The 19,862-nt window shown below is 33.6% G+C and carries 22 protein-coding genes; 18 read left to right on the plus strand and 4 right to left on the minus strand.

Going from position 1 to position 19,862, the window contains the following annotated elements:
* The first annotated feature begins 137 nt into the window (after positions 1-137).
* The 13 genes from A5889_RS14250 to A5889_RS14310 all read left to right on the plus strand — a co-directional run bounded on the left by A5889_RS14250 (position 138) and on the right by A5889_RS14310 (position 10,710).
* Positions 138-1,103, plus strand: a complete 966-nt coding sequence (locus A5889_RS14250; protein WP_087639463.1) for a DUF1002 domain-containing protein — start codon at positions 138-140, stop codon at positions 1,101-1,103.
* Positions 1,104-1,344: 241 nt separating this feature from the next.
* Positions 1,345-1,563: a helix-turn-helix transcriptional regulator gene (locus A5889_RS14255; RefSeq protein WP_207114630.1), complete on the plus strand. Its 219-nt coding sequence runs from the start codon at positions 1,345-1,347 to the stop codon at positions 1,561-1,563.
* 434 nt (positions 1,564-1,997) lie between these two features.
* Complete coding sequence (locus tag A5889_RS14260) at positions 1,998-2,438, plus strand: DUF1310 family protein (RefSeq protein ID WP_087639465.1); 441 nt, start codon at positions 1,998-2,000, stop codon at positions 2,436-2,438.
* On the plus strand, positions 2,431-2,682 hold the full coding sequence (locus A5889_RS14265) for a hypothetical protein (protein WP_087639466.1): 252 nt from the start codon (positions 2,431-2,433) through the stop codon (positions 2,680-2,682). Before A5889_RS14260 ends, A5889_RS14265 begins: the two co-directional genes overlap by 8 nt.
* Before the next feature lie 263 nt (positions 2,683-2,945).
* The gene (locus A5889_RS14270; RefSeq protein ID WP_207114631.1) at positions 2,946-4,796 is read left to right on the plus strand and encodes an N-6 DNA methylase; all 1,851 of its coding nucleotides are present in this window, start codon (positions 2,946-2,948) and stop codon (positions 4,794-4,796) included.
* Positions 4,797-4,813: 17 nt separating this feature from the next.
* Positions 4,814-4,954, plus strand: coding sequence for a hypothetical protein (locus A5889_RS14275; protein ID WP_176372741.1), 141 nt, complete (start codon positions 4,814-4,816; stop codon positions 4,952-4,954).
* Between the two features lie 3 nt (positions 4,955-4,957).
* Entirely contained in the window at positions 4,958-5,119 is a 162-nt protein-coding gene (locus A5889_RS14280) for a hypothetical protein (RefSeq protein WP_176372742.1), read from the plus strand.
* A gap of 82 nt (positions 5,120-5,201) precedes the next feature.
* A complete protein-coding gene (locus A5889_RS14285; RefSeq protein WP_087639468.1) occupies positions 5,202-5,468 on the plus strand; it encodes a type I restriction-modification system subunit M N-terminal domain-containing protein in 267 nt (88 codons plus the stop codon).
* 115 nt (positions 5,469-5,583) lie between these two features.
* Positions 5,584-6,549 (plus strand): restriction endonuclease, encoded by a 966-nt coding sequence (locus A5889_RS14290; RefSeq protein ID WP_087639469.1) that lies wholly within the window; start codon positions 5,584-5,586, stop codon positions 6,547-6,549.
* 1,219 nt (positions 6,550-7,768) lie between these two features.
* On the plus strand, positions 7,769-8,632 hold the full coding sequence (locus A5889_RS14295; RefSeq protein WP_176372743.1) for a S8/S53 family peptidase: 864 nt from the start codon (positions 7,769-7,771) through the stop codon (positions 8,630-8,632).
* 19 nt (positions 8,633-8,651) lie between these two features.
* The gene (locus A5889_RS14300; RefSeq protein WP_087639471.1) at positions 8,652-9,653 is read left to right on the plus strand and encodes a hypothetical protein; all 1,002 of its coding nucleotides are present in this window, start codon (positions 8,652-8,654) and stop codon (positions 9,651-9,653) included.
* Positions 9,631-10,131 carry a hypothetical protein gene (locus A5889_RS14305; protein ID WP_087639472.1) on the plus strand — a complete coding sequence of 167 codons (501 nt, stop codon included), beginning with the start codon at positions 9,631-9,633 and terminating at the stop codon, positions 10,129-10,131. The genes A5889_RS14300 and A5889_RS14305 overlap by 23 nt, the downstream gene beginning before the upstream one ends.
* 87 nt (positions 10,132-10,218) lie before the next feature.
* Complete coding sequence (locus tag A5889_RS14310; RefSeq protein ID WP_087639473.1) at positions 10,219-10,710, plus strand: hypothetical protein; 492 nt, start codon at positions 10,219-10,221, stop codon at positions 10,708-10,710.
* Positions 10,711-10,951: 241 nt separating this feature from the next.
* Here the strand turns inward: A5889_RS14310 and A5889_RS14315 are convergent, their stop codons facing one another.
* The 4 genes from A5889_RS14315 to A5889_RS14330 form a co-directional block, all read right to left on the minus strand.
* Positions 10,952-11,326 (minus strand): type II toxin-antitoxin system PemK/MazF family toxin, encoded by a 375-nt coding sequence (locus tag A5889_RS14315; protein ID WP_176372744.1) that lies wholly within the window; start codon positions 11,324-11,326, stop codon positions 10,952-10,954.
* Positions 11,326-11,547 (minus strand): type II toxin-antitoxin system PemI/MazE family antitoxin, encoded by a 222-nt coding sequence (mazE, locus tag A5889_RS14320; RefSeq protein WP_087639474.1) that lies wholly within the window; start codon positions 11,545-11,547, stop codon positions 11,326-11,328. The genes A5889_RS14315 and mazE overlap by 1 nt, the downstream gene beginning before the upstream one ends.
* A gap of 173 nt (positions 11,548-11,720) precedes the next feature.
* Entirely contained in the window at positions 11,721-12,935 is a 1,215-nt protein-coding gene (locus tag A5889_RS14325) for a hypothetical protein (RefSeq protein WP_207114632.1), read from the minus strand.
* Positions 12,932-13,339: a hypothetical protein gene (locus tag A5889_RS14330; RefSeq protein WP_207114633.1), complete on the minus strand. Its 408-nt coding sequence runs from the start codon at positions 13,337-13,339 to the stop codon at positions 12,932-12,934. The genes A5889_RS14325 and A5889_RS14330 overlap by 4 nt, the downstream gene beginning before the upstream one ends.
* 435 nt (positions 13,340-13,774) lie before the next feature.
* Here A5889_RS14330 and A5889_RS14335 point away from each other — a divergent pair, with 435 nt between their 5' ends.
* The 5 genes from A5889_RS14335 (at position 13,775) to A5889_RS14355 (ending at position 19,251) form a co-directional block, all read left to right on the plus strand.
* Positions 13,775-15,235, plus strand: coding sequence for an amidase (locus A5889_RS14335; protein WP_087639475.1), 1,461 nt, complete (start codon positions 13,775-13,777; stop codon positions 15,233-15,235).
* Between the two features lie 9 nt (positions 15,236-15,244).
* Complete coding sequence (locus A5889_RS14340; protein ID WP_087639476.1) at positions 15,245-16,090, plus strand: transporter substrate-binding domain-containing protein; 846 nt, start codon at positions 15,245-15,247, stop codon at positions 16,088-16,090.
* The gene (locus A5889_RS14345; protein ID WP_087639477.1) at positions 16,091-16,753 is read left to right on the plus strand and encodes an amino acid ABC transporter permease; all 663 of its coding nucleotides are present in this window, start codon (positions 16,091-16,093) and stop codon (positions 16,751-16,753) included.
* Between the two features lie 301 nt (positions 16,754-17,054).
* Positions 17,055-17,870, plus strand: coding sequence for a toll/interleukin-1 receptor domain-containing protein (locus A5889_RS14350; protein WP_242585574.1), 816 nt, complete (start codon positions 17,055-17,057; stop codon positions 17,868-17,870).
* Between the two features lie 28 nt (positions 17,871-17,898).
* Positions 17,899-19,251: a deoxyguanosinetriphosphate triphosphohydrolase gene (locus A5889_RS14355; RefSeq protein WP_087639479.1), complete on the plus strand. Its 1,353-nt coding sequence runs from the start codon at positions 17,899-17,901 to the stop codon at positions 19,249-19,251.
* Positions 19,252-19,862: the final 611 nt, after the last annotated feature.

Consider the following 19,862-nt stretch of genomic DNA (forward strand, 5'->3'; position numbering starts at 1 on the left):
TAAAATAGTTAGAAATTAGTATAACAAAAACGCAAGATATCTACTAAAATTTTCTTAAAACGGAGCCTCCTTAAAGCATATTGAAAAAGATTACTGTATAGTAATATGCAAGAACAAGTTTTTATAGGAGGATTTTTATGAAACATAAACAAAAAAAACTCGCACTTGCGATGACCTTACTTTTGATTTCAGCAGGTGTCTATAATGGAACCACAGCTTTTGCCACACAACAAACGTCAACTGAAATTACTGCAACTAGTGAATCTACGACAACAACAAGCAGCTCTGAAAAAGTACTTCAAATCAATGCAGTTGCTTTAGGAAACGCCTTAACACAGGAACAAAAAGACTATACCTTGAAAGCACTTGGTGCAAAGGGCGAAACACCAACTTATACTACAAATGGCGCTGATTTGATGAGCTTCATCCCAGACGGTGGTTTTAACGCAGAATGGGCAGTATACAGCTCGGTTCGGATGGAAACCCAGAAAAAAGGTTCAGGTATCACAGTAGATATTGCGACACCTGAAAATATCACGAAAATCACTGCCGCTCAATACCAAAATGCCGCCTTGACGGCTGGTATCTCTGATGCCAAATTGACCGTTGCTTCCGCTGTACCGATCGATGGTTCTGGCGCATTGGCTGGTGTCTATAAGATCGTTGAAGAATCTGGCGGCATCATCAATCGTGACCGTGTTGGCGTAGCGCAAGATGAAATGGACGTTTTATCTAAGATCACAGAGGAAAATAAAGACAAAGAAGGTTATTCGGATGAAGCGCTAAATGCAGCTCAGGAAGAAGCCAAAAAAGAGTTAGCAGCTAAAACAGCTGATGGCACAAAGTTAACCAAGGAAGATATCCAGCAAGCAGTTGATAATGCATTAAAAAGCCAAGGCATCCAAGATGTCATGACCTCAGATCAAGTCAATGAATTGACTACCTTGATGAGTGACATGAAGGATAAAAACATTTTTGATGACTTTGTGAACCAACTAGATTTAACCAAAACGAAGGAACAACTTCAAGAAAAATCTAAGGGACTTTGGGAAAATATCAAAAGCTTCTTTAGTGGTCTTTGGGATTCGATCACAGGGAAATAGTTTGGCGAATTAGCATAAAAAATAAACTAAAATAGACATACAAATAAAAAAGAGATGAAATGAAAAAGGAAACTTTTATTTCATCTCTTTTTTTGTTTTTATTTAAGTTGAAATAGGTTTATTGATCTAACTTTCATAATGTAACATTAAAATTGCTTTTTAAATCATTTGTAGTGTGTGATATTTAGAACATAACCTGATTAAAAGATGGAAAGAATGTTTTAAAGATAGGAAGGATTGTATGAAGATTGGACAATTGATCAAAGAAAGTAGAGAAAGGAAAAACATGACGCAACAACAATTAGCTGATCAGTTTCACGTAACAAGACAAACAGTGTCACGATGGGAGAATGAACAGTCGTATCCGAATTTGGATACATTGGTCGAATTAAGTTTCTTTTTTGAATTTTCATTGGATGAAATTTTGAAAGGAGAAGGGAAAGCAATGGAAGAAAAATAATAAAAAAGGAACGAGATAACTTGATGCTTCTTATATAGAATAAAGAAAGCGAGTGAAATGAGAGTGGGACAATAAACCACTCTCTTTTTTGTATTGAATAATAAAATAGGAAACAGATGGATAATTTAGTTGAAAGGAATTGTTACTCTATCAGAAAAATGAGTATTTTTTGAATTTTTAGATAAAAATAGATGCCTTATTGTGTTGAAATAATAAAGTGATGGTTTTAGTTTAAGAGTAAGTGAGAGAAAACATCTGGTGAGAGATCGCGCCAATCATAAAAGAAACAGACTAAAACATTTCTTCTGTGATTGGTCGTGGGCTATAAAAAAGTAGAACGAGCATTTGTTTTTAGGCTTTTTGAGCAATCTAAAAAATTTGAAAAACATGCTAGGAATTATTTCCTTGTAGTTTATTCATAGAGGTGAAGTTAATTGAAAGATACAGACATCGACAATCAAGAACTTTCAGAGATCAAAAAAATAAAACGGAGGACATTAGTTGCCTTTCTAGGAGTGTTTTTGATAATTGTTATTGGAACAGGAGGAAAAATATATATGGATAACAAAAGGTTTCATGATAAGATGGTGAATGTGGTAAAGAGCAGTCAAGCAAAAAAAGAAATAGAGTTAGGGTTAACAGATATTGATTCAAAAGCATTGACACCAGAAGGAATTATAAATTCCTATGAAATAGATTACGGTAGTATTGAACATAATCCTATGGGGGCTATTATGTTTGATGTAATTATTAATGGCAATGATAAGCTTATTGCTAGTTTTGATTTGAATAAACATTCCAATACACTAGAGTATGGCGGAATTGTACTCTCAGAAAACTCATCAGATTTAATTGATGAGGTGACATATGACTAATTATACAGATAAAGAACGTAAGCTTATCGCGGAACAACAATACAAAGACTTAAAGACTAATAAAAAAGTTAATGTTAAGGGAATAGGTACAATAGGCTATGTTTCAAAAGTAGTAAATGACAAAAAAACAGGCGAACAAGCATACATTATTACAGACGGTAATCCTAAGGTACAAAAACCAGAAGAAGTAAATCATGTAACCGTAATGTTTCAAGGATCGTTAGGCGTAGATAAAACCTTGTAAAATCCTGGTGAAGTAATCGACAAATGTACAATAATTGAGCACTAAGTCAAAACATTAGCAATTTTGTGAGTTTTACTGGAACTAAAAACTGAATATTAAGTGGTAACTAAATGTATTAAATGATTCATTGACAGAATCAAAAGAAGCATGATACAATGAATTTGTGAATGGTTCTACTGTTTCGTGTTAAGCGGCAAGTTTCTTTTTTTAGAATAATAAAAAATGTGAATGTATCTACTGTTTTCAGAAAGGATAGATGATTAGTGAACTACGTTGAAGAATTGAAAAAAAGATTTGAAGGAATTATAAAAAATTCAGAAGATATGTTGCAGTTAGCAGCATCCGTTGAATTAGTCTTATACAATCAAAAAGAAAATTCAGATTCCATACTTTTAAAATCGTTAGATAGTGAGTTTAATTTGAAAGAAATATTTTTAAGTGAGTTAGAGACTACAAGACGAAGTGAGAAGTTAATAATTGACCTTATACAAAAAAACCTACCCTTTATTTTGTCTGGTTTTGATAATAGTATGTTTAGAGAATTTTTAAGGATGAGTAATTACATCTTAAATACGAATGAAAGCATTTTTGATTATATGATGACTAATGTTAATAATGAACATAGAAAGTCTTTATATTTTACTTCACCATCTCTGAATCAATTGATTTTAAGAATCTTAGATATACAATCTGAAGATTCGGTTTTAAATCCTACAGTGGGATATGGTGATATTATGATGGATATCCTTAAGAGAAATAAAGAGCAAACGATAGTTGTTCAAGAAACTAATCAGCTTGTTTATGAACTCATGCAAATACGTTTCTATCTCAATAGTGTAACTAATACAGAAGTTTTTAATGGAGATATTCTGAATGAATGTATGTATGTCGAAAATAATGAAATACGCACATTTGATAAGGTAATCTCTCAGCCGCCATTTGGAATAAGTTTATCTCGTGGTTTTGAGAATCAAGATAAATATAATCGTTTTCCATTTGGAAATATTCCACGTTCTAATGCAGATTGGGCATACATTAGTAATGGCATTGTATCATTAAATGATCAAGGAAAAGGTGTTTTTATAGCTCCGCTAGGGGTATGTTTTAGAGGCGGCTCCGAAAAGAAGATTAGAGAAAAAATTTTATCGTTAGATTTAATTGAATCGGTTATTCAATTACCAGCAGGGGTTTTTTATCCGGAGACATCAATTCCTATTGTCGTCTTAATAATCAACAAGAAGAAAGAGACTAATAATCAAGGAAAAATCCAATTGATCAATATGAGTGCTTCCGAATTAAAAAAAGTAGATATGAGAAATCAATTAATGAATGAAACAATCGATGAAATTATGACACTACTAACGACCAAGAATGAAGAAAAAACAAAATCAACAATTTTAAATGTCAAAGATCTCAGTGAAGCTAATATTTTACCTGATAAGTATTTATATAAATCAGAAATCTATATTGAGGATTTAGGTAAATTCTCATTTAATTTAGATGTGTTTAGTAATGTGGAAACAGTAAAAATCAAAGATATTGCCAAAATAAGCCGAGGCTTGACTACAACAGTTAAAGATGAACATGAAGCAGGAGACATCAAAATTATTAAAATTTCTGATATTCATGATGGAAAGCTAAATTATGATAAGTTGTCTTCTATCTATAGGGAAAAGGTAACAAGTGAAAAATATTTTGTTCAAAAAAATGATTTGATTATATCAAACCGAGGAAATACATTTAAAACTACTGTGATTGAAAAAGAAGTGAAAGACGTCATCTTCTCTCAAAATTTTGTTAATATTCGGCTGACAAATGATGGATTTTCTCCGAGATGGATCGAATTATTTTTAGATAGTCCAGTAGGAAAAGGATATCTTGATGTAAATGCTGAAGGTTCGGCCGTTCGAATACTATCAACAAATGCAATTAGCGAGATGGAAATTCCAAAACTTCCACTTGAAAAACAGTTACAAATCATTCAGCATTATCAAATGAAAAAAGAGGAAATACAAAGCCAAATCACAAAATTGGAAAAAGAGCTAGTGACATTGAAATTAGACACTTATGAAAGTATGGGATTAAAAAATACATTTGAAAAACTTGATAGTTAGGGGAAGGAGATACAGCAATGGAAAATGAAGCTTCCGTAAATATTACAATAAATATTTATTGTGGAAACTCAGATAGTTCAGTGAAGATTGGTGATAAGAACAAAATAGATCATTCTTCTATTGGAGAAAATGAGAAAAATAAAGAAAAGGAGAGCTAAGACATGCAAATTGGGGACGGAAATAAAATAAAAAATTCTGTTATTGGTAATCATAATAAAGGAGATCATCCCACTTCAGCTGAACCAAAGTTGGACAAATTATTAATTACTGTAATCGGAGGCGTGATTGTTGCTGTAATCAAAATGTTCCTTGATTTAAACTAATGTAAATAATTTATCTTTTTTTCTAAAAAATTGGTATACTATAGTTGATAATTTGTGTAAAACAGGAAGGAATAAATAGAAAATGAATGAATTGAACCGCAATTTACAAACTTCAAATAATGTACAAAAACAAGCAAATTTAATCTGGAATGTGGCAGATATTTTAAGAGGACTATATAAACCTCATGAATATGGGAAAGTTATCTTACCAATGACAGTGATCAAAAGATTACACGACACATTGTTACCAACTAGAGCAAAGGTTCTTCAAACTGTAGAAGAAACAAAAGCAATGAACGATCAGATGAAAGATAAATTTTTACAAAAAGCTTCGGGTTATTCATTTTAGAATTTTGTTTATTCATTACTAGCAACAGATCTATATAAAATGTTGAAAACAACCGTTTAGTATTATGTTTAGTCATATTATCTATTGCTAAATTAAGACATAGAGAGGTAAAAACATGAACACTAATTGGAAAAAACTAAAACAATCAAAAGATGGCATACCAACGTATGATTCTTTAATCCCCTACATTTTGAAAGTGCTTGAGACTGGAGAAGAAACGACCACGTCAACCATTAGCAAAAAAGCAATTCAATTTTTAAAGATTCCAGATGAAATTCGGAATATAAAATACCCTAAATATCCAAATAGTGATGGCGTGTTGATTAATCGTTTTAGTTTTGCTCTAAGTGATTTATTTAAAGCAGATGCCGTAGTTAGACCAAACAGAGGGATTTATCAAATTACTGATTTGGGAATATCTTTACTAAATGAATACGGTGATCAACTTAATAAAAAAATATTGAAAAAGCAACCAGCCTATATTAAGTATATGCAAGAAATGAATGAACGGAATAAACTGGCAGGATTAAATGAAACTGACGAACCAATATCAGAAGATGATGAAATCAATCCCCGAAAAAGGATTGATGAATTAGCGACAACCTTGAACAATGAAGTAGCCACTGAATTACTAAGCAAAATTAGAAATAGCGATCCCTATTTCTTTGAACGTTTAGTTGTGGATTTACTTGTGGCTATGGGATACAGTGGTGAAAATGGAACAGCTAAAGTAACGAGTAAATCGAATGACGGTGGAATTGATGGCGTTATTAATCAAGATCCGCTTGGAACAAGTACAGTTTATATTCAAGCAAAACGATACAGAGAAACAAATGTCGTTCAACGAAATGATATTCAATCATTTTATGGTGCATTAGCGGGTGTCAATGCTGACAGGGGAGTATTTATTACAACCTCTAAATTCTCAAAAGGTGCGATGGAATTTGCCAAAAATCAAGGTATTGTCTTAATTGATGGAATTCAACTAACTGATTTGATGATTGATTATCAAGTTGGCGTTGAAACGGCCAAAACGTATAAAATTTTCAAAATAGATAGCGACTATTTTGATTTTGAATAATAATCTTTGATAAACTAGGAACACTCTAACGAGTGACCTAGTTTTTTGTAGTATGTGTAATAATTTAACCTAGCTAATTACCGAATTTCAGATAGACTCGGAAATTATTATATACTTCACTTCTTCGCGCATCGACTCAGGCAACTTTAGTTCAACCAGCAACACAAACGACTTTCATCTGATCCCCTCAAGCCTTGCTGTATCTGTATCACCATCTGCTCAACATAAAACAAAAAAACGCTATTGGAGTTTGTGGACTACCAATACCGCCATCAATTCCTAGAAAAAACGCAAGAACTAAATAAAATACCTTCCTTAAACTAAAACTTTTCAAATGTGCTAGAAAATAACAGAAAAATTAGGTACAATAAAAGAACTAGTGCGAAAGTGCTAGTAATTGGCAACTTATATAGATAGTTTGCGCTGTCTATGCAAGGCTTCATCATCTGATTGCTGTCAGATGATGAAGTGCCTTTTTGTTTTATCTTGAAAAATACCTCCTTTCACTAAATTGTAGAATAGAAAAAACGATATTGGGTGATTTTACCCAATATCGTTTGCAATAGTCCTCAAGAAACAACAATTACTTTTTTCTGTACACAAAACAAGATATCCATAAAAATAGACGGATTTTAGGTACGCTGAAAAAAGTTAGTATCTGCTGCTAGCACTATTGGCAACTTGTTTGGGCAGTTTGCGCTGTCATTACAAGACTTCATCTATCTGGTTGCTGCCGGACAGTGAAGTGCCACTTCAATTTTATATTCTGATATCAACAGTTCATTTCCACATGAGCTGTTTTTTTATTGCTGATCATAACTTTTTTTCAAAGCAGCTGATGAGCAATCCTTGATGACAGAAGGGAGAAACTTCTCCTTTCTATTCTACTTCCTCAGTATATACAAAAAGTACAAGAGAAATCTAGTCACTTTTGTAAAAAATAGCATTAAATAACAGCTTGATTTGTTCTCTTATATATAAGGAAAAATAACAGAGAAATAATTTTTTATTGATTCAACGAATTTTATAACATATAATAAGTTTTAAATTGAATGTTTTTTGTAAGTAAAAAATGTCTTTTTTAGTTTGGCAATTACGTTTAGCAATCTGTTAATATTTCCATTGCGTTATATTAAAAAAAATGCAGCAGTATCAAAAAATAATAATTCGCTATTTAATTCATCATAGTTTAAAAGAAAAGTAAGAGGTTGTGAGTGTTTTGAAACCAATTTATAGAAATACTAGAACAATAATTGTTTGTTTATTTCTCTTAATTTCGTTTTATCTAACTATAAGAAAAATTTCTACAAATAGACCATCTACATTCAATTATGAAATTTTTTCAAAAAGGTATTCAGATTCTAATAAGCTAAAAAAACGAACAGTTAAAGTCGGTTTAATTGATGGTCTAGTTGATGACAAACATAGTGCATTTTTTAAATTAGCAAAGTTTAATAGAAAGAAGATTGTTGCAACAAACCACAATCAAGATACACTACATGCTAGTTCAGTTTTGAGTGTTATTAGTCAAAATTTTCATAGCGATAAGTCGTATGGAATAGCTGATCCAAAATACTTAGAAGTATATAATGCTGCAGTGCTATCTAATGGAATTTGTAAGCAAGCAGACCTCATAAGTGCAATCGAATGGTGTGTAGATAAACAAGTTGAAATTATTAATATCAGCATCGCTTTCAATACATTTTCGGGAGAAATTGAGAGCTTAATCGAAAAAGGTCGTAAACAAGGAATTATATTTGTGTTTTCAAATGGAAATTTTGACACAACTGAACGTCAAATAGAAAGTAAAGAAAATCTATTTTTTATAGGTGCAACAGATGATCATTTCAATAAATCTATGATGAATTCAAACAATAACGCTGATTTTTATTTTCCCGGAAGTAAGATCAAAGCAATCGTAAACGATCTTGGAGAGTATGCAAACGTAAAAGGGACAACCTATTCTACAGCAATCGCGACCGGAATCCTTGTTGATAAATTACAAAAATCAGCTGTGAAAGAAGAGATAAACTTTACAGATTTGAGTAAGTATCTCAAATCTGTTGAAGTTATCAATAAATAATTATTTAAGGAGATGAAAAATGAAAAAAAGTGTTGTAAGTTTATTGTTGGTTTTGGTATGTGGGTGGATAAGTAATACTGCCTACGCAGTTACAAATGATCCTGTAGCAAATATTGAAAAAAAGATTTTAACAGAATTAGAAAAATCAAGTGATGAGAGTACCACATTTGAAAATGTTGATATTGATTTGAAAGAAAGTGAGCTTACTATTAATGCGATTAAGCAAATTGATGATGACATTGAAAAGATAGAGATTAAGCAGGAATTTCAAGAAGAGGTGATTAGTTCAGATGGTTTACAAATAACCGAGTCCACTGAAGAAGGAACGAAAGAATTTAGCATTTACTTTGGAACGTTAGAACAAAAGAACGAGTTGGATAAGGCGATAGCAGAAGAAAAAATAATAATGAGCGACATTGAATCTGGAAAATATTCAGAAGAAGAAATCCAAAAGATTGAATTACCAACAAAAAAAATATTTGAAAATGAAAAAAATCATATCACAACAGAAGAACAACTTGCTGAAACACCAATTGTTGTGACCGATGAACAAACTCAAGAAAAGAAAGAAATTGCCCCGGAGGATGGAATAGCATCGGGGTTTGCAATAGGACCTGGTATTCGAATAGCCGTACCAGTTGCTCGGCAATTAATCAAAATATTTTTTGCAGCTATAGTAGGTGGCCTGCTAGGCTTAGCATTGACCATTTTTTCTGTGAACTCAAATTACAGACAATTCTATGATCATTATAGAGCAGTGAGAACAGGAAGAGTCGGTATTGTGGTCTACTCTGGAATGAATCTGAACACAGCAGTAACTTTTATGAAATTGAATGGTGATTTATGGTCTACCAGTTCAACAGATGCGTTTAAGGTAGCCAGATTAGCTGGTGGATTAAGAGGAGGGAAATTTCAGCAGCCTATATTAGAAAAAAAGATAAAACCAGGTAATTTTCCACACTATCATACTTGGAATAGAAAAGGAGGTCATTCATTCTTTGGAGTCGCAGCAAGAGGTTAGAGCCCAGTATAATTATGAACAAGATATTAGTGACGATGTATATGAAAAAATACTATCTATGACAATAAAAGCTGGATGTGATCATTTTGAATTTACGATTCGTCACGACATTGATTTTATGGAAGACTACTCGTACTCATACAAGCCACAAACATACCAGCTGTTGGATGAATTGTCTGAGTTTTTAGTAAAGGTAGAAAAAACAAATAGATGGGCAACATCACTTGTAATAAGCTATGAGATCGTTGCCGATGTCTATAGGTATAAACTAAATCAAGCATCATTAGCAATAGTGTTACGCTATTCAAAGAAAATAAGTGATTGGTGTGGGCCGACATTACCAGAGGATATTGCTTTTTTCGAAGGTGAAAAAATGTGGATGGGTACAGTTGGTCATGAAGTTGAGAGTGTTTGGCATTTGACAGAATCTGAATATCAGGAAATTTATTCCCTAGGAATTGATCCTTGGAAGAGCTAGAATACTTTGTAAAAAAGTAGTCGCATTAGCTAGTGGATTAAGGAGGAAAGTTTCATACTTGGAACAGAAAAGGAGGTCATTCATTTTATGGAGTTGCTTCGAGAATTTAGAAATCATTATAGTTATGAACAAGAGTTGACCGAGCAACAGTATAAATCTGTTTTACAAATGGCATTGAAAACAGATTGTGATTACTTTGAGTTTACGATCCGACATGATATTGATTTTAAAGAAGATTATTCATATTCATATAATCCTCAAACTTATCAACTAATCGATGAACTATCCGAATTTTTAGTAGAAGTAGAAAAAACGAACAGATGGGGCACCTCGATTGTCATACGTTATGAAATTGTTGCTGATGTTTATAGATTCAAGTTGAACAGTGCTTCTTTAGAGATATTATTAAAGTATTCAAGCAAAATAAGTGATTGGTGTGGGCCAACCTTACCAGAAGACATTGCCTTTTTTAGAGGAAAAAATATGTGGATGGGAACTGTTGGACACGAAACTATGATTTTTTGGCATTTAACAGATGCTGAATATGAGGAAATTACTTCTTTTGGGATCGATCTTTGAAAGAGCTAAAATGCTTCGTTAAGTGAATGAAAATTAATTGATACTATCTTACGTGACCTTAGCAGTATATAAAAATTGCTTTGAATAATTTCAGCTAGTAGTTCTGAACGGTCAAGAAAAAGGGACTGGAGAATAACTCTACGAGTTACGATCCAGTCTTTTAAAAGTAAATAAACAGTGGAAACAGAAGCGAATCCGTCGTGAAATACAGCAATGAAAAAGTTAGATCATAAGAGCCTCTTTATTCAGTCATTAAACTAGAAAAATCGAATATCATATTAACGGTTTGAGCAGTTTCTCCTAGTTCTTTCAGCGTTGCTCTTTCTATGAAGCGGACATTTCTTTCCGGAGCAGTAAAGTCGAATGTTTTAACCTGTAAAGGGTTTATATGTCCGTTCACTTGGTGATCAGCGCTCAGCTCGATAAAATGACTTTTCACATTGGTAGTTGACGTTATCGGACAAACGGCAATCATTCCAGTCACGGCATTGTACTCGTCGCTGCTAATGACGATACCTGGTCGTTTCTTTTGGATTTCCCGACCAATACTAGGATCAAAATTGATGATTACGATATCTCCACGCTTAGGCGTGTATCCATGAATACTGAAAACCATTAAAGTTGTTCCTTTCCAACAGGGTTGTCGTCTGGAAAACCATCGCCGACCTCTAATTCTCGATTATCTTCAAACGCCGTCTTAAATAAGTTGGCTTTCTTTTTAATGAAAGTAATGCTGTCATCATCACCCTTAATAGCGATATAATCAATATTTTCTTCTATTCCGAATTTTGCTGGAATCGTCAAGACAATTGCGTTCCCTTGTTTTCTAGTCTTCATAATATCCCCTCCTGAAATTCTTTTCTGATACTATTATACAATAAACAATCAGTAAATACGATGTAATTACTTTTTTCTTGTAGTCATTCCTTTACTTCTTTTAATTTCTGTCAAATCAGATAGTTTTTTTTATCCAAAAAAAAGAACCAATTCATGATTGGCTCTTTTCGATTCTATTTCCAAATTTCAGTCATCGATTTGTTGATTACTGTATTTGATTTCGTCGTATAATTTATATAGCGTGCTGACATTCCCCAGCCATCAGCTAGAATGATGAAATCGTGATTTTTATTATTTTTCTTTCCAGTCCATGTTCCTTGAACCGACACCGAATGTCCTTTGGTACTACTAATAAAATAACTAAAAATGACATCGTGTTTATTTGATATTGCATTTCTTATTGTTGTAAAACTAGGGTTGCTAGCATCTTTATATTTGAGATTAACTTTTTTATCCTTACCCAAACTTACTAAGGCAGGACCGATTTTATTTACTGGTGTTCCACCGTAAATAATTGTTTTACCATTCTTAACCGTTCTACTTGTTTCTTTAGTCGATGATTTAGACCAAAGGTTATTGTATGTTGTTTTTAAATTAGATGGCACCCATGATTGACCAAGTCCATATCTATCTGCAACAATTGTCATTGCTGTTACTGCACATGCGTATTTCCCGGCAGCAGATTCTGATTGCCCTTGGGTCATCGAAATAAAATATGGCAACATATGGTTTGCTTGGAAAGAGTAATCACTAGGATAATTTTGCATAACGTCACCTGTGTGACCATATTGAGAGGCTGTTGTTATACTTTCTCTAATAACATCAAAAACTTCTTCTTGATACATTTCAAGTTCATCAGCATCCATCACTTTACCTGAACTTGTCAATGCTGTATCTTCTACAACAACTGAATATTCATTTGGTAAAGTTTCAATCAAAACTTGTTCTGATTCTGGAATATCATCTTTGTTCACATTTTCATTCGTTCTTTCGTCTACATTTTGTATCATTTGTTCATAAAAATCAGGTACATTTTTTTCTAAATTGAATTCAGAAATATAGTCACCATCTAAACTCATATCTACAATCACATATCCGTAATCCACACCATTTTCAGATAGTTTACAATCATAAGAAAGAATCTCATGTTCACTATTCAATATAGGTGTCATTGCAGTAACAGATAAATTTTTATCAGGTAAAATACCATTGGCAAAATCAAGTGCTACCCTAGGATAAACTTCTTGTGTAATTTTAGTTGTAGTTTCAATTTTGGCTGTATTTTCTTCTGTATAGAAAACTTCTGATGCATACGTAACCGTGTTACTTGAGAAAAGAATACCACTAAACAGTAAACCTAACATTTTTAATTTAAACATTTTTTTCATTTGTCCCATGAACCTCCAATTTTTAAATTTGACAACGAGTTTACTCTTAAAACATGATCAGACAATAGTTCATTTGAGTTGGATAACAGTTCTACATGATCGCCAACTTCAACAGTTTTCATATAATTAAATAGACTTTCTTCAGTGGCATCATTTCCATGTTGATCAAATGTTGCATTTCTAATATCGATTTTTAATAGTGAATCTGTTTCGATCTCCATGAATTCACTAGAGATAACTTTTATTGTGAAATCAAGTTTATTTTTAGAAGCGACATCCCCAATAATCAGTTCAGGAGGAACTGTATTTACAATCAAGTCTTGAGAAGGTACTTTCTTTTTTTGGTAGAAATATCCTACAATACAAATAATAATAATAACAATGATTAAAACTTTCCATTTCATGTTACTTTATCCCCAATCTTTTAAACTAAAATAATCATCTTATATTAAAGAATAACTCATTTAACTAATGTTATTTTAATTTAAACTAAAAGTCAATATTTTTTTGTTTTAAGTAATTAATAGTGAGTGTGGATAGAAAAGTTAGATAATGAAAGAGAGAGGAGGTCGGGAAAATCGGGAAAAAGTGTTCAAATCGGAAAAATAAGAAGGAGACATTTCTGCTCCTAGGGCTTATTCGTTTTCTTCTATTCTGAATTTTACTGGAATCTTCAAAACAATCACTATAACCTTAAATAATTCTATATAGCAAATCGACCTAAACATATCTCTATATAAAAACCTTTCTAAAAATAACCCCATCAAGCAAATTTATCACGGTTTTCCAATACAAACCTGTATAATAAAAAACAGCAAGTAATCGAAAGGAGAGCAGTAATGAAAGATGGTTTATACTACGCAAAACAATTCCGAGAAAAGAAGCTGAGTGTCACCGAATGGATCAATGAGCGGGATCAGCAAGTAAAGAAGCTTAATCCTGAGCTAAACGCTTTCGTCGACTGGGATGCTGAAACTGCCAAAAAGCAATTTGAAACGACTCAAATAGCTGATGGCCCTTTTTCTGGTCTACCAATTCCTTTGAAAATGTTAGGGCAAGACAAAGCGGGCATGAAATCGACTTTGGGATCTCGTTTATTCAAGGAGCATCGAGCAGCAGCAACGGATAATTTTGTTCAAGGGTTAGAACGTTTAGGTTTTATTCCGTTTGGAAAAACCAATGCACCTGAATTTGGATTTAAGAATATTTCTGATCCGACGATTTATGGTCCAGCGAGAAATCCGTGGAATTTGGCTTATTCTCCTGGCGGTTCTAGCGGTGGTGCGGCCGCTGCTGTGGCGAGCGGGTTGTTTCCAATTGCTGGAGCCAGTGATGGCGGTGGTTCGATTCGGATTCCTGCTTCGTTTAGTGGGTTGATCGGTTTAAAGCCGACAAGAGGCACGATGCCGGTCGGTCCCAATAGCTGGCGAGGCTGGCAAGGGGCTTCGATCGATTTTGCTTTGACTATTTCGATGAGAGATACGGAGACGCTTTTTTATCATTTACGAAGGACAGAAAAAGCAGCACCGTATCAAGCGCCAAAGGCAGAATGGTCTCACCAAAAGGCATCCGCTAAAAAACGTTTGAAAATTGCCTTTTTGACTGAATCACCGGTTGGGACGCCTGTTTCATCAGAAGCTGTCAAAGCAGTGCGTAAGGCGGTCGCTTTTTTAGAGCAGCAAGGGCATGAAGTGACCGAAATTTCGTATCCAGTCAATGGACGTCAATTGATCGACAGTTATTACGCAATGAATGGTGCAGAGACTGCGGCAATGTTTAGCGGTATTCAGGAAGCCATTCAACGTCCGTTAACGATTTCTGATATGGAGCTGATGACGTGGGGAATCTACCAATATGGACGACAATTACCTGCGAGCGAGTATGTTCAGTCACTGCAATTATGGGATCAGGCTGCCTATCAAATGGAGCAATTATTTGAAGAATATGATTTGTTTTTAACACCAACGGCAGCAGATATTGCACCAAAAATCGATGCAGAGCTGCAAAGTGATCAGATTCGCCAAGATTTAGCTCAGGCAGAATCTTTATCAGTAAAACAGTTACAGAGGTTGGTCTATGAGATGTTTGAAAAGAGTTTGACGATCACGCCTTTTACCCAGTTAGCAAATTTAACAGGACAGCCGGCGATCAGTTTACCTACCCATATCGCTGATTCTGGTTTACCGCTGGGGATTCAGTTTATGGCTTCAAAAGGCAGAGAGGATCTACTTTTCCAAGTAGGAGAACTTTTTGAGCAGGAACAGCAGTTTTTATTACCTAAATTTTATCGTGAATCATAGGAGGTTCTAATGAAAAAGATTATTACTAGTTTAAGTGTGATAGGCTTATTGTTTGTTTTAGCAGCGTGTGGGGGATCGAAAGAATCATCTTCAGGTAAAGATCAAAGTTGGGAAAAGGCAGAAGAAGCGAAGAAACTGACCGTTGCGACATCTGGTACCTTGTTTCCTTCGTCTTACTACAACGATCAAAATGAATTGACTGGCTACGATGTGGATGTGATCAAGGAAGTGGCTAAACGGTTGGATTTGAAGGTTGAATTTAAAGAGTACAATGTGGATGGACAGATCACATCTGTGGCAAAAGGAGAGTCAGATCTGGCGGCAAATGATTTTAGCTTGACGGGAGAAAGAAAAGATAAGTTCAGGTTGTCTTCACCGATCAAATACTCTTTTGACAGCATGATCGTGCGGAAAAGTGATGATTCAGGTATCGCTTCTCTGGAAGATTTAGAAGGCAAAAAAGCAGCAGGTGAGCCAAATACAAATTATATGAAAATCGCAGAGAAATACGGAGCAAAACTAGTAACATATGATAATGCCACGAATGATCAATATTTGACAGATGTTGCCAATGGTCGGACAGATGTGATCTTGAATGATTATTACCTGCAAAAAATGTCTGTTGGGGCACTGCCGGATATTCCAGTGAAAATTTTAGAGGGTGTCTATTTTAACGCCAATTCAACCGGCTTTTTAATGAAAAAAGACAGTGTAGCGCTTAGTGAAAAGATCAATGAAACGCTGAAAGAAATGGCGAGTGATGGCACGTTGAAAAAAATCTCTGAAACGTATTTCCAAACGGATGTTTCAGTAGAACCAAAGGAAAAGGTTGAAGAAAGTGTTTCGGTGGAGTAAATGTATATTCCAATGATCGATCTTCGTTTAATGGTTGACTCCATACCATTTTTACTGACGGGATTACCTTATACCATTGGCATCAGCGTGTTGACTTTTTTGATTGGGAATTTGTTAGGTATCATACTGACGATGTTTGGTATGTTGCCGTCAAAAATCGTGAAAGGGTTTGTTCGTTTTTATATTTCCTTTTTGCGTGGTGTGCCAGGGTTGGTTTTACTTTTCCTTCTGTATTTTGGTTTGCCGTATCAGTTAAATGCATTGACTGCGGCGTGTATTTGCTTTAGTTTGACCAGCAGTGCCTTTATTGCTGAGATTTATCGCGGATCGATCGCGGGTGTAGATGCTGGACAATGGGATGCGGCGTATGCGTTAGGCTTACCTTTTGGACGAGTGATGCGTAAAATTATTTTACCGCAGGCGTTTCGAATCTCTATTCCAGCATTGGGCAATGTGGCGATGGATTTATTAAAAGGCACTTCGCTGGCGGCGATGATCACGATTCCGGATATTTTCCAAAAGGCTAAAATCGTCGGTGGTAGGACATTTGATTATATGTCGATGTATATTTTAGTGGCTGTGATGTATTGGTTACTGTGTATTGGGATCGGCTGGGGGCAAAATCGTTTGGAGCAGCATTATGAAAAACGTTATATAGCTTAGAATAGAGTCAAAATATAAATGGTTTGAAAATAAGCTAGAACTAGGCGAAAAACTGAAAGAGTTGGGATTAGAAAAAGAACCAGGTACCTTTAATGAGTGTAACTGGTTCTTTTTTTGTAAAACACAATCTATTTTTTATATTCAAGACTTTAATTTGACCAGTTATACATGTTATTCTTTATATTAAGATTTTAAATATAAACTAATTGTTTCGTTTTGAATAATTATTAAATAATATACATTACTTTATGGATGCATATTTGATATACTATAAATGAAACTATTATTTGGAGGGATCTTGATGACAAGGAAAGTATTTATCAGCCACAGCTCTTTAGATCGAAATTATGTTGATGAGTTTGTTAGATTACTAAAAAGATTTGGTTTTCGCGACAAGGATATTTTTTACAGTTCGAATATTACTAGCGGAGTGGAGCCAGGAGAATTAATTTTGGACCGATTAAAATCTGAATTGGCTGAGAGTCCTATAGTATTGTATTTTTTATCTAAAAACTATTATGAAAGTGCTATTTGTTTGAATGAGATGGGAGCATCTTGGATGGTTACGGATAAACACTATCCCATCGCATTGCCAGGCTTTTCACCTAATGAGATAGCGGGAGCAGTTAATAGAGACCGATTAACAATTATGTTGAATGAAAAAACAGGTGTTAAGGAAATCCACTCTTTGTTAAGAAAATTATCATCAGATACTAATATTGTTGCTGATGAAGATGTCGCGATTGATATTAAGGGAAATATAGAACCCTTCCAAGAAAGAATAAAAAAATTGATAGAAGAAAATTACTATTTAAATCAAGATGAGGATGGTTTTTTTGAAGCTGTATTGGAAGAAAAAAGGATTTTGCCAAATAAATGGCAAGAGAAATCCAGTTGTTTTAAATTATCTGGCTTAATCAATCCTGAAGTACTTGGTGTTGAAAAATTACCTAAACGTGATAGTCATTGGCTATTCTTTTACAATACTTGGGGGAGTTTTAAAAAAGGGGATAAAGTTAAATTTCAATTGAATGAACAGTTGCCGTACGAAGAAAAGAGTTTCAAAGATATTGGAAAGTGCAAAAATATTTATGTATCACATTTAGAAAAAGTGTAATTGAAAATGTAAGTAGGAGGAGTATCAGATGATGCAATGGAAAAGGTTAGTTGGGACATTTAGAATTTCTTTAAAAAGTGACAAAGCATGGCCTAATGACAAACTGACTCATAAGAATTATCTTTTAGAATTGAGTGTGGCTTTCAATAGTGATTATCGTAGAGTTATAAAAAGTGACTCTTTTAGACGTTTACAAGATAAGACGCAGGTTTTTCCTTTAGAGAGAAATGATTTTGTACGTACAAGATTGACGCATAGTTTAGAAGTAGCAATGCATACAAGGGATTTGTTAATAGGTGTAATTAGTAAATTGAATAAAAAAGGGATCAGGATTGATGAGTTAAATGAAAGCTACCGTTTATTAGAAACTGCGGCATTAATTCATGATATTGGAAACCCTCCTTTTGGACATTTTGGGGAAGAAGCGATTCGTATTTGGTTTAGTAAAAATGGAGAGTCACTTTCATGTTGGTCATTATTCAATGAACAGCAAAGACAAGATTTTTTGAAATTTGAAGGGAATGCGCAAACTATTCGCTTGCTTACTAAGTTACATAATGATAACGGATCATCAGAAACAGGAATGAATTTAACTGCTTCGACGTTGGATTCTGTTATTAAGTACACAGCTTCGTCAGATAAAGTAAATAAAGATGATTTGTTAACTAAAAAAGTCGGTTATTTTTATTCAGAGGAAAAAGTTTTTAAAAATATAAAATTTGTAACTGGAACGATGGATTGCCGTCACCCACTTGTATTTTTGTTAGAAGCAGCAGACGATGTGGCATATACATTTTCGGATATTGAAGATGCTTACAATTATGGATTATATAGCTATAGAAAACTAAAATCTTTTATTGATGAAAAAACAAATACAAATAAATTTTTAATCAATAAAGGCTCTGAAGCAGCAGCAATTCAGGAATTTTTGCGCGAAACGCAGAAAAAAGTCTATCAAAGTGCAAGTCAAACATTTGTTGACCATTATGAAGAAATCATGTCCGGAACTTTCCATGGTGAGCTTATAAATGAAGAGTGTGATGAGGTAAAATGCTTTAAGTCATTGAAAGAATTTTCGTATAAGTATGTGTTTCAAACAAAGACAATTTTAGATCAGGAAGTATTAGGATTCAATATTATCAATCGTCTTTTGGATGAATTTATTCCAGTTGTATTGAAGCATGATAAAGAATCAATGAATAAATATGAAGAGCGCTTGTTCAATAATTTGCCAAGAAGCGCTGAAGATTTGTATAAGAGAGAAACAGATGGATGCTCAGAGGTAGATAAAGATTATTACCGTTTGAAAATGGCAGTCGATTTCATTTGTAATATGACTGATGGTTATGCTAAAAAGCTACATGATACTTTGTTCAATTAGTAATCATTAAGCAGAAAAATGAATAACCAAACTCGTTGGAAAACCTACACAGTATAGCAAAAATGATTATTAATAATAATATAAGTAGAAAGATAGTAGAATGAGTGATAACTTATTCTTCTATTTTTTTATAAAAAAGTTGTATGATCGAGTGCAGATTAAAAAACGAATCAATTATGTATATCTATTAGAATGTGAGTAATAGAATTATTTTTAAGCAGAAAAAAAAGGATTAGAAAAATAGAAAGGAAAATCATATGAGAAAACAAAATTCAAAAATCAAGATTCTCGAAACGTCATCAAATTCATTTCGATTTATTTGTGTTAATTATTGGATGAAGATTTAAATCATCATAACTACGATGAAAAAAGATAAAGAAGGGTATGTTCGTTTCAATACATCTCGTGAAAACTAATCAGTGTCTATGGAGTATGACGAGGAATAGCAAATCGTGTTTTACTCAAAAATTTTGACCAAGAGTATGTAAAGTTCAAAAGAGTTTTTCTCCAAAAAGAGTAGCGTTAAAAAAGTTTCATGGTAATTGATGGATCAGTTTATATAGAAAAAAGACAAGGCTTTCAGATGTAGATTTTGGAAACAGTTATTTATT

This window comes from Enterococcus sp. 9D6_DIV0238 (genome assembly GCF_002174455.2).
Lineage (GTDB): Bacteria > Bacillota > Bacilli > Lactobacillales > Enterococcaceae > Enterococcus_L > Enterococcus_L dunnyi.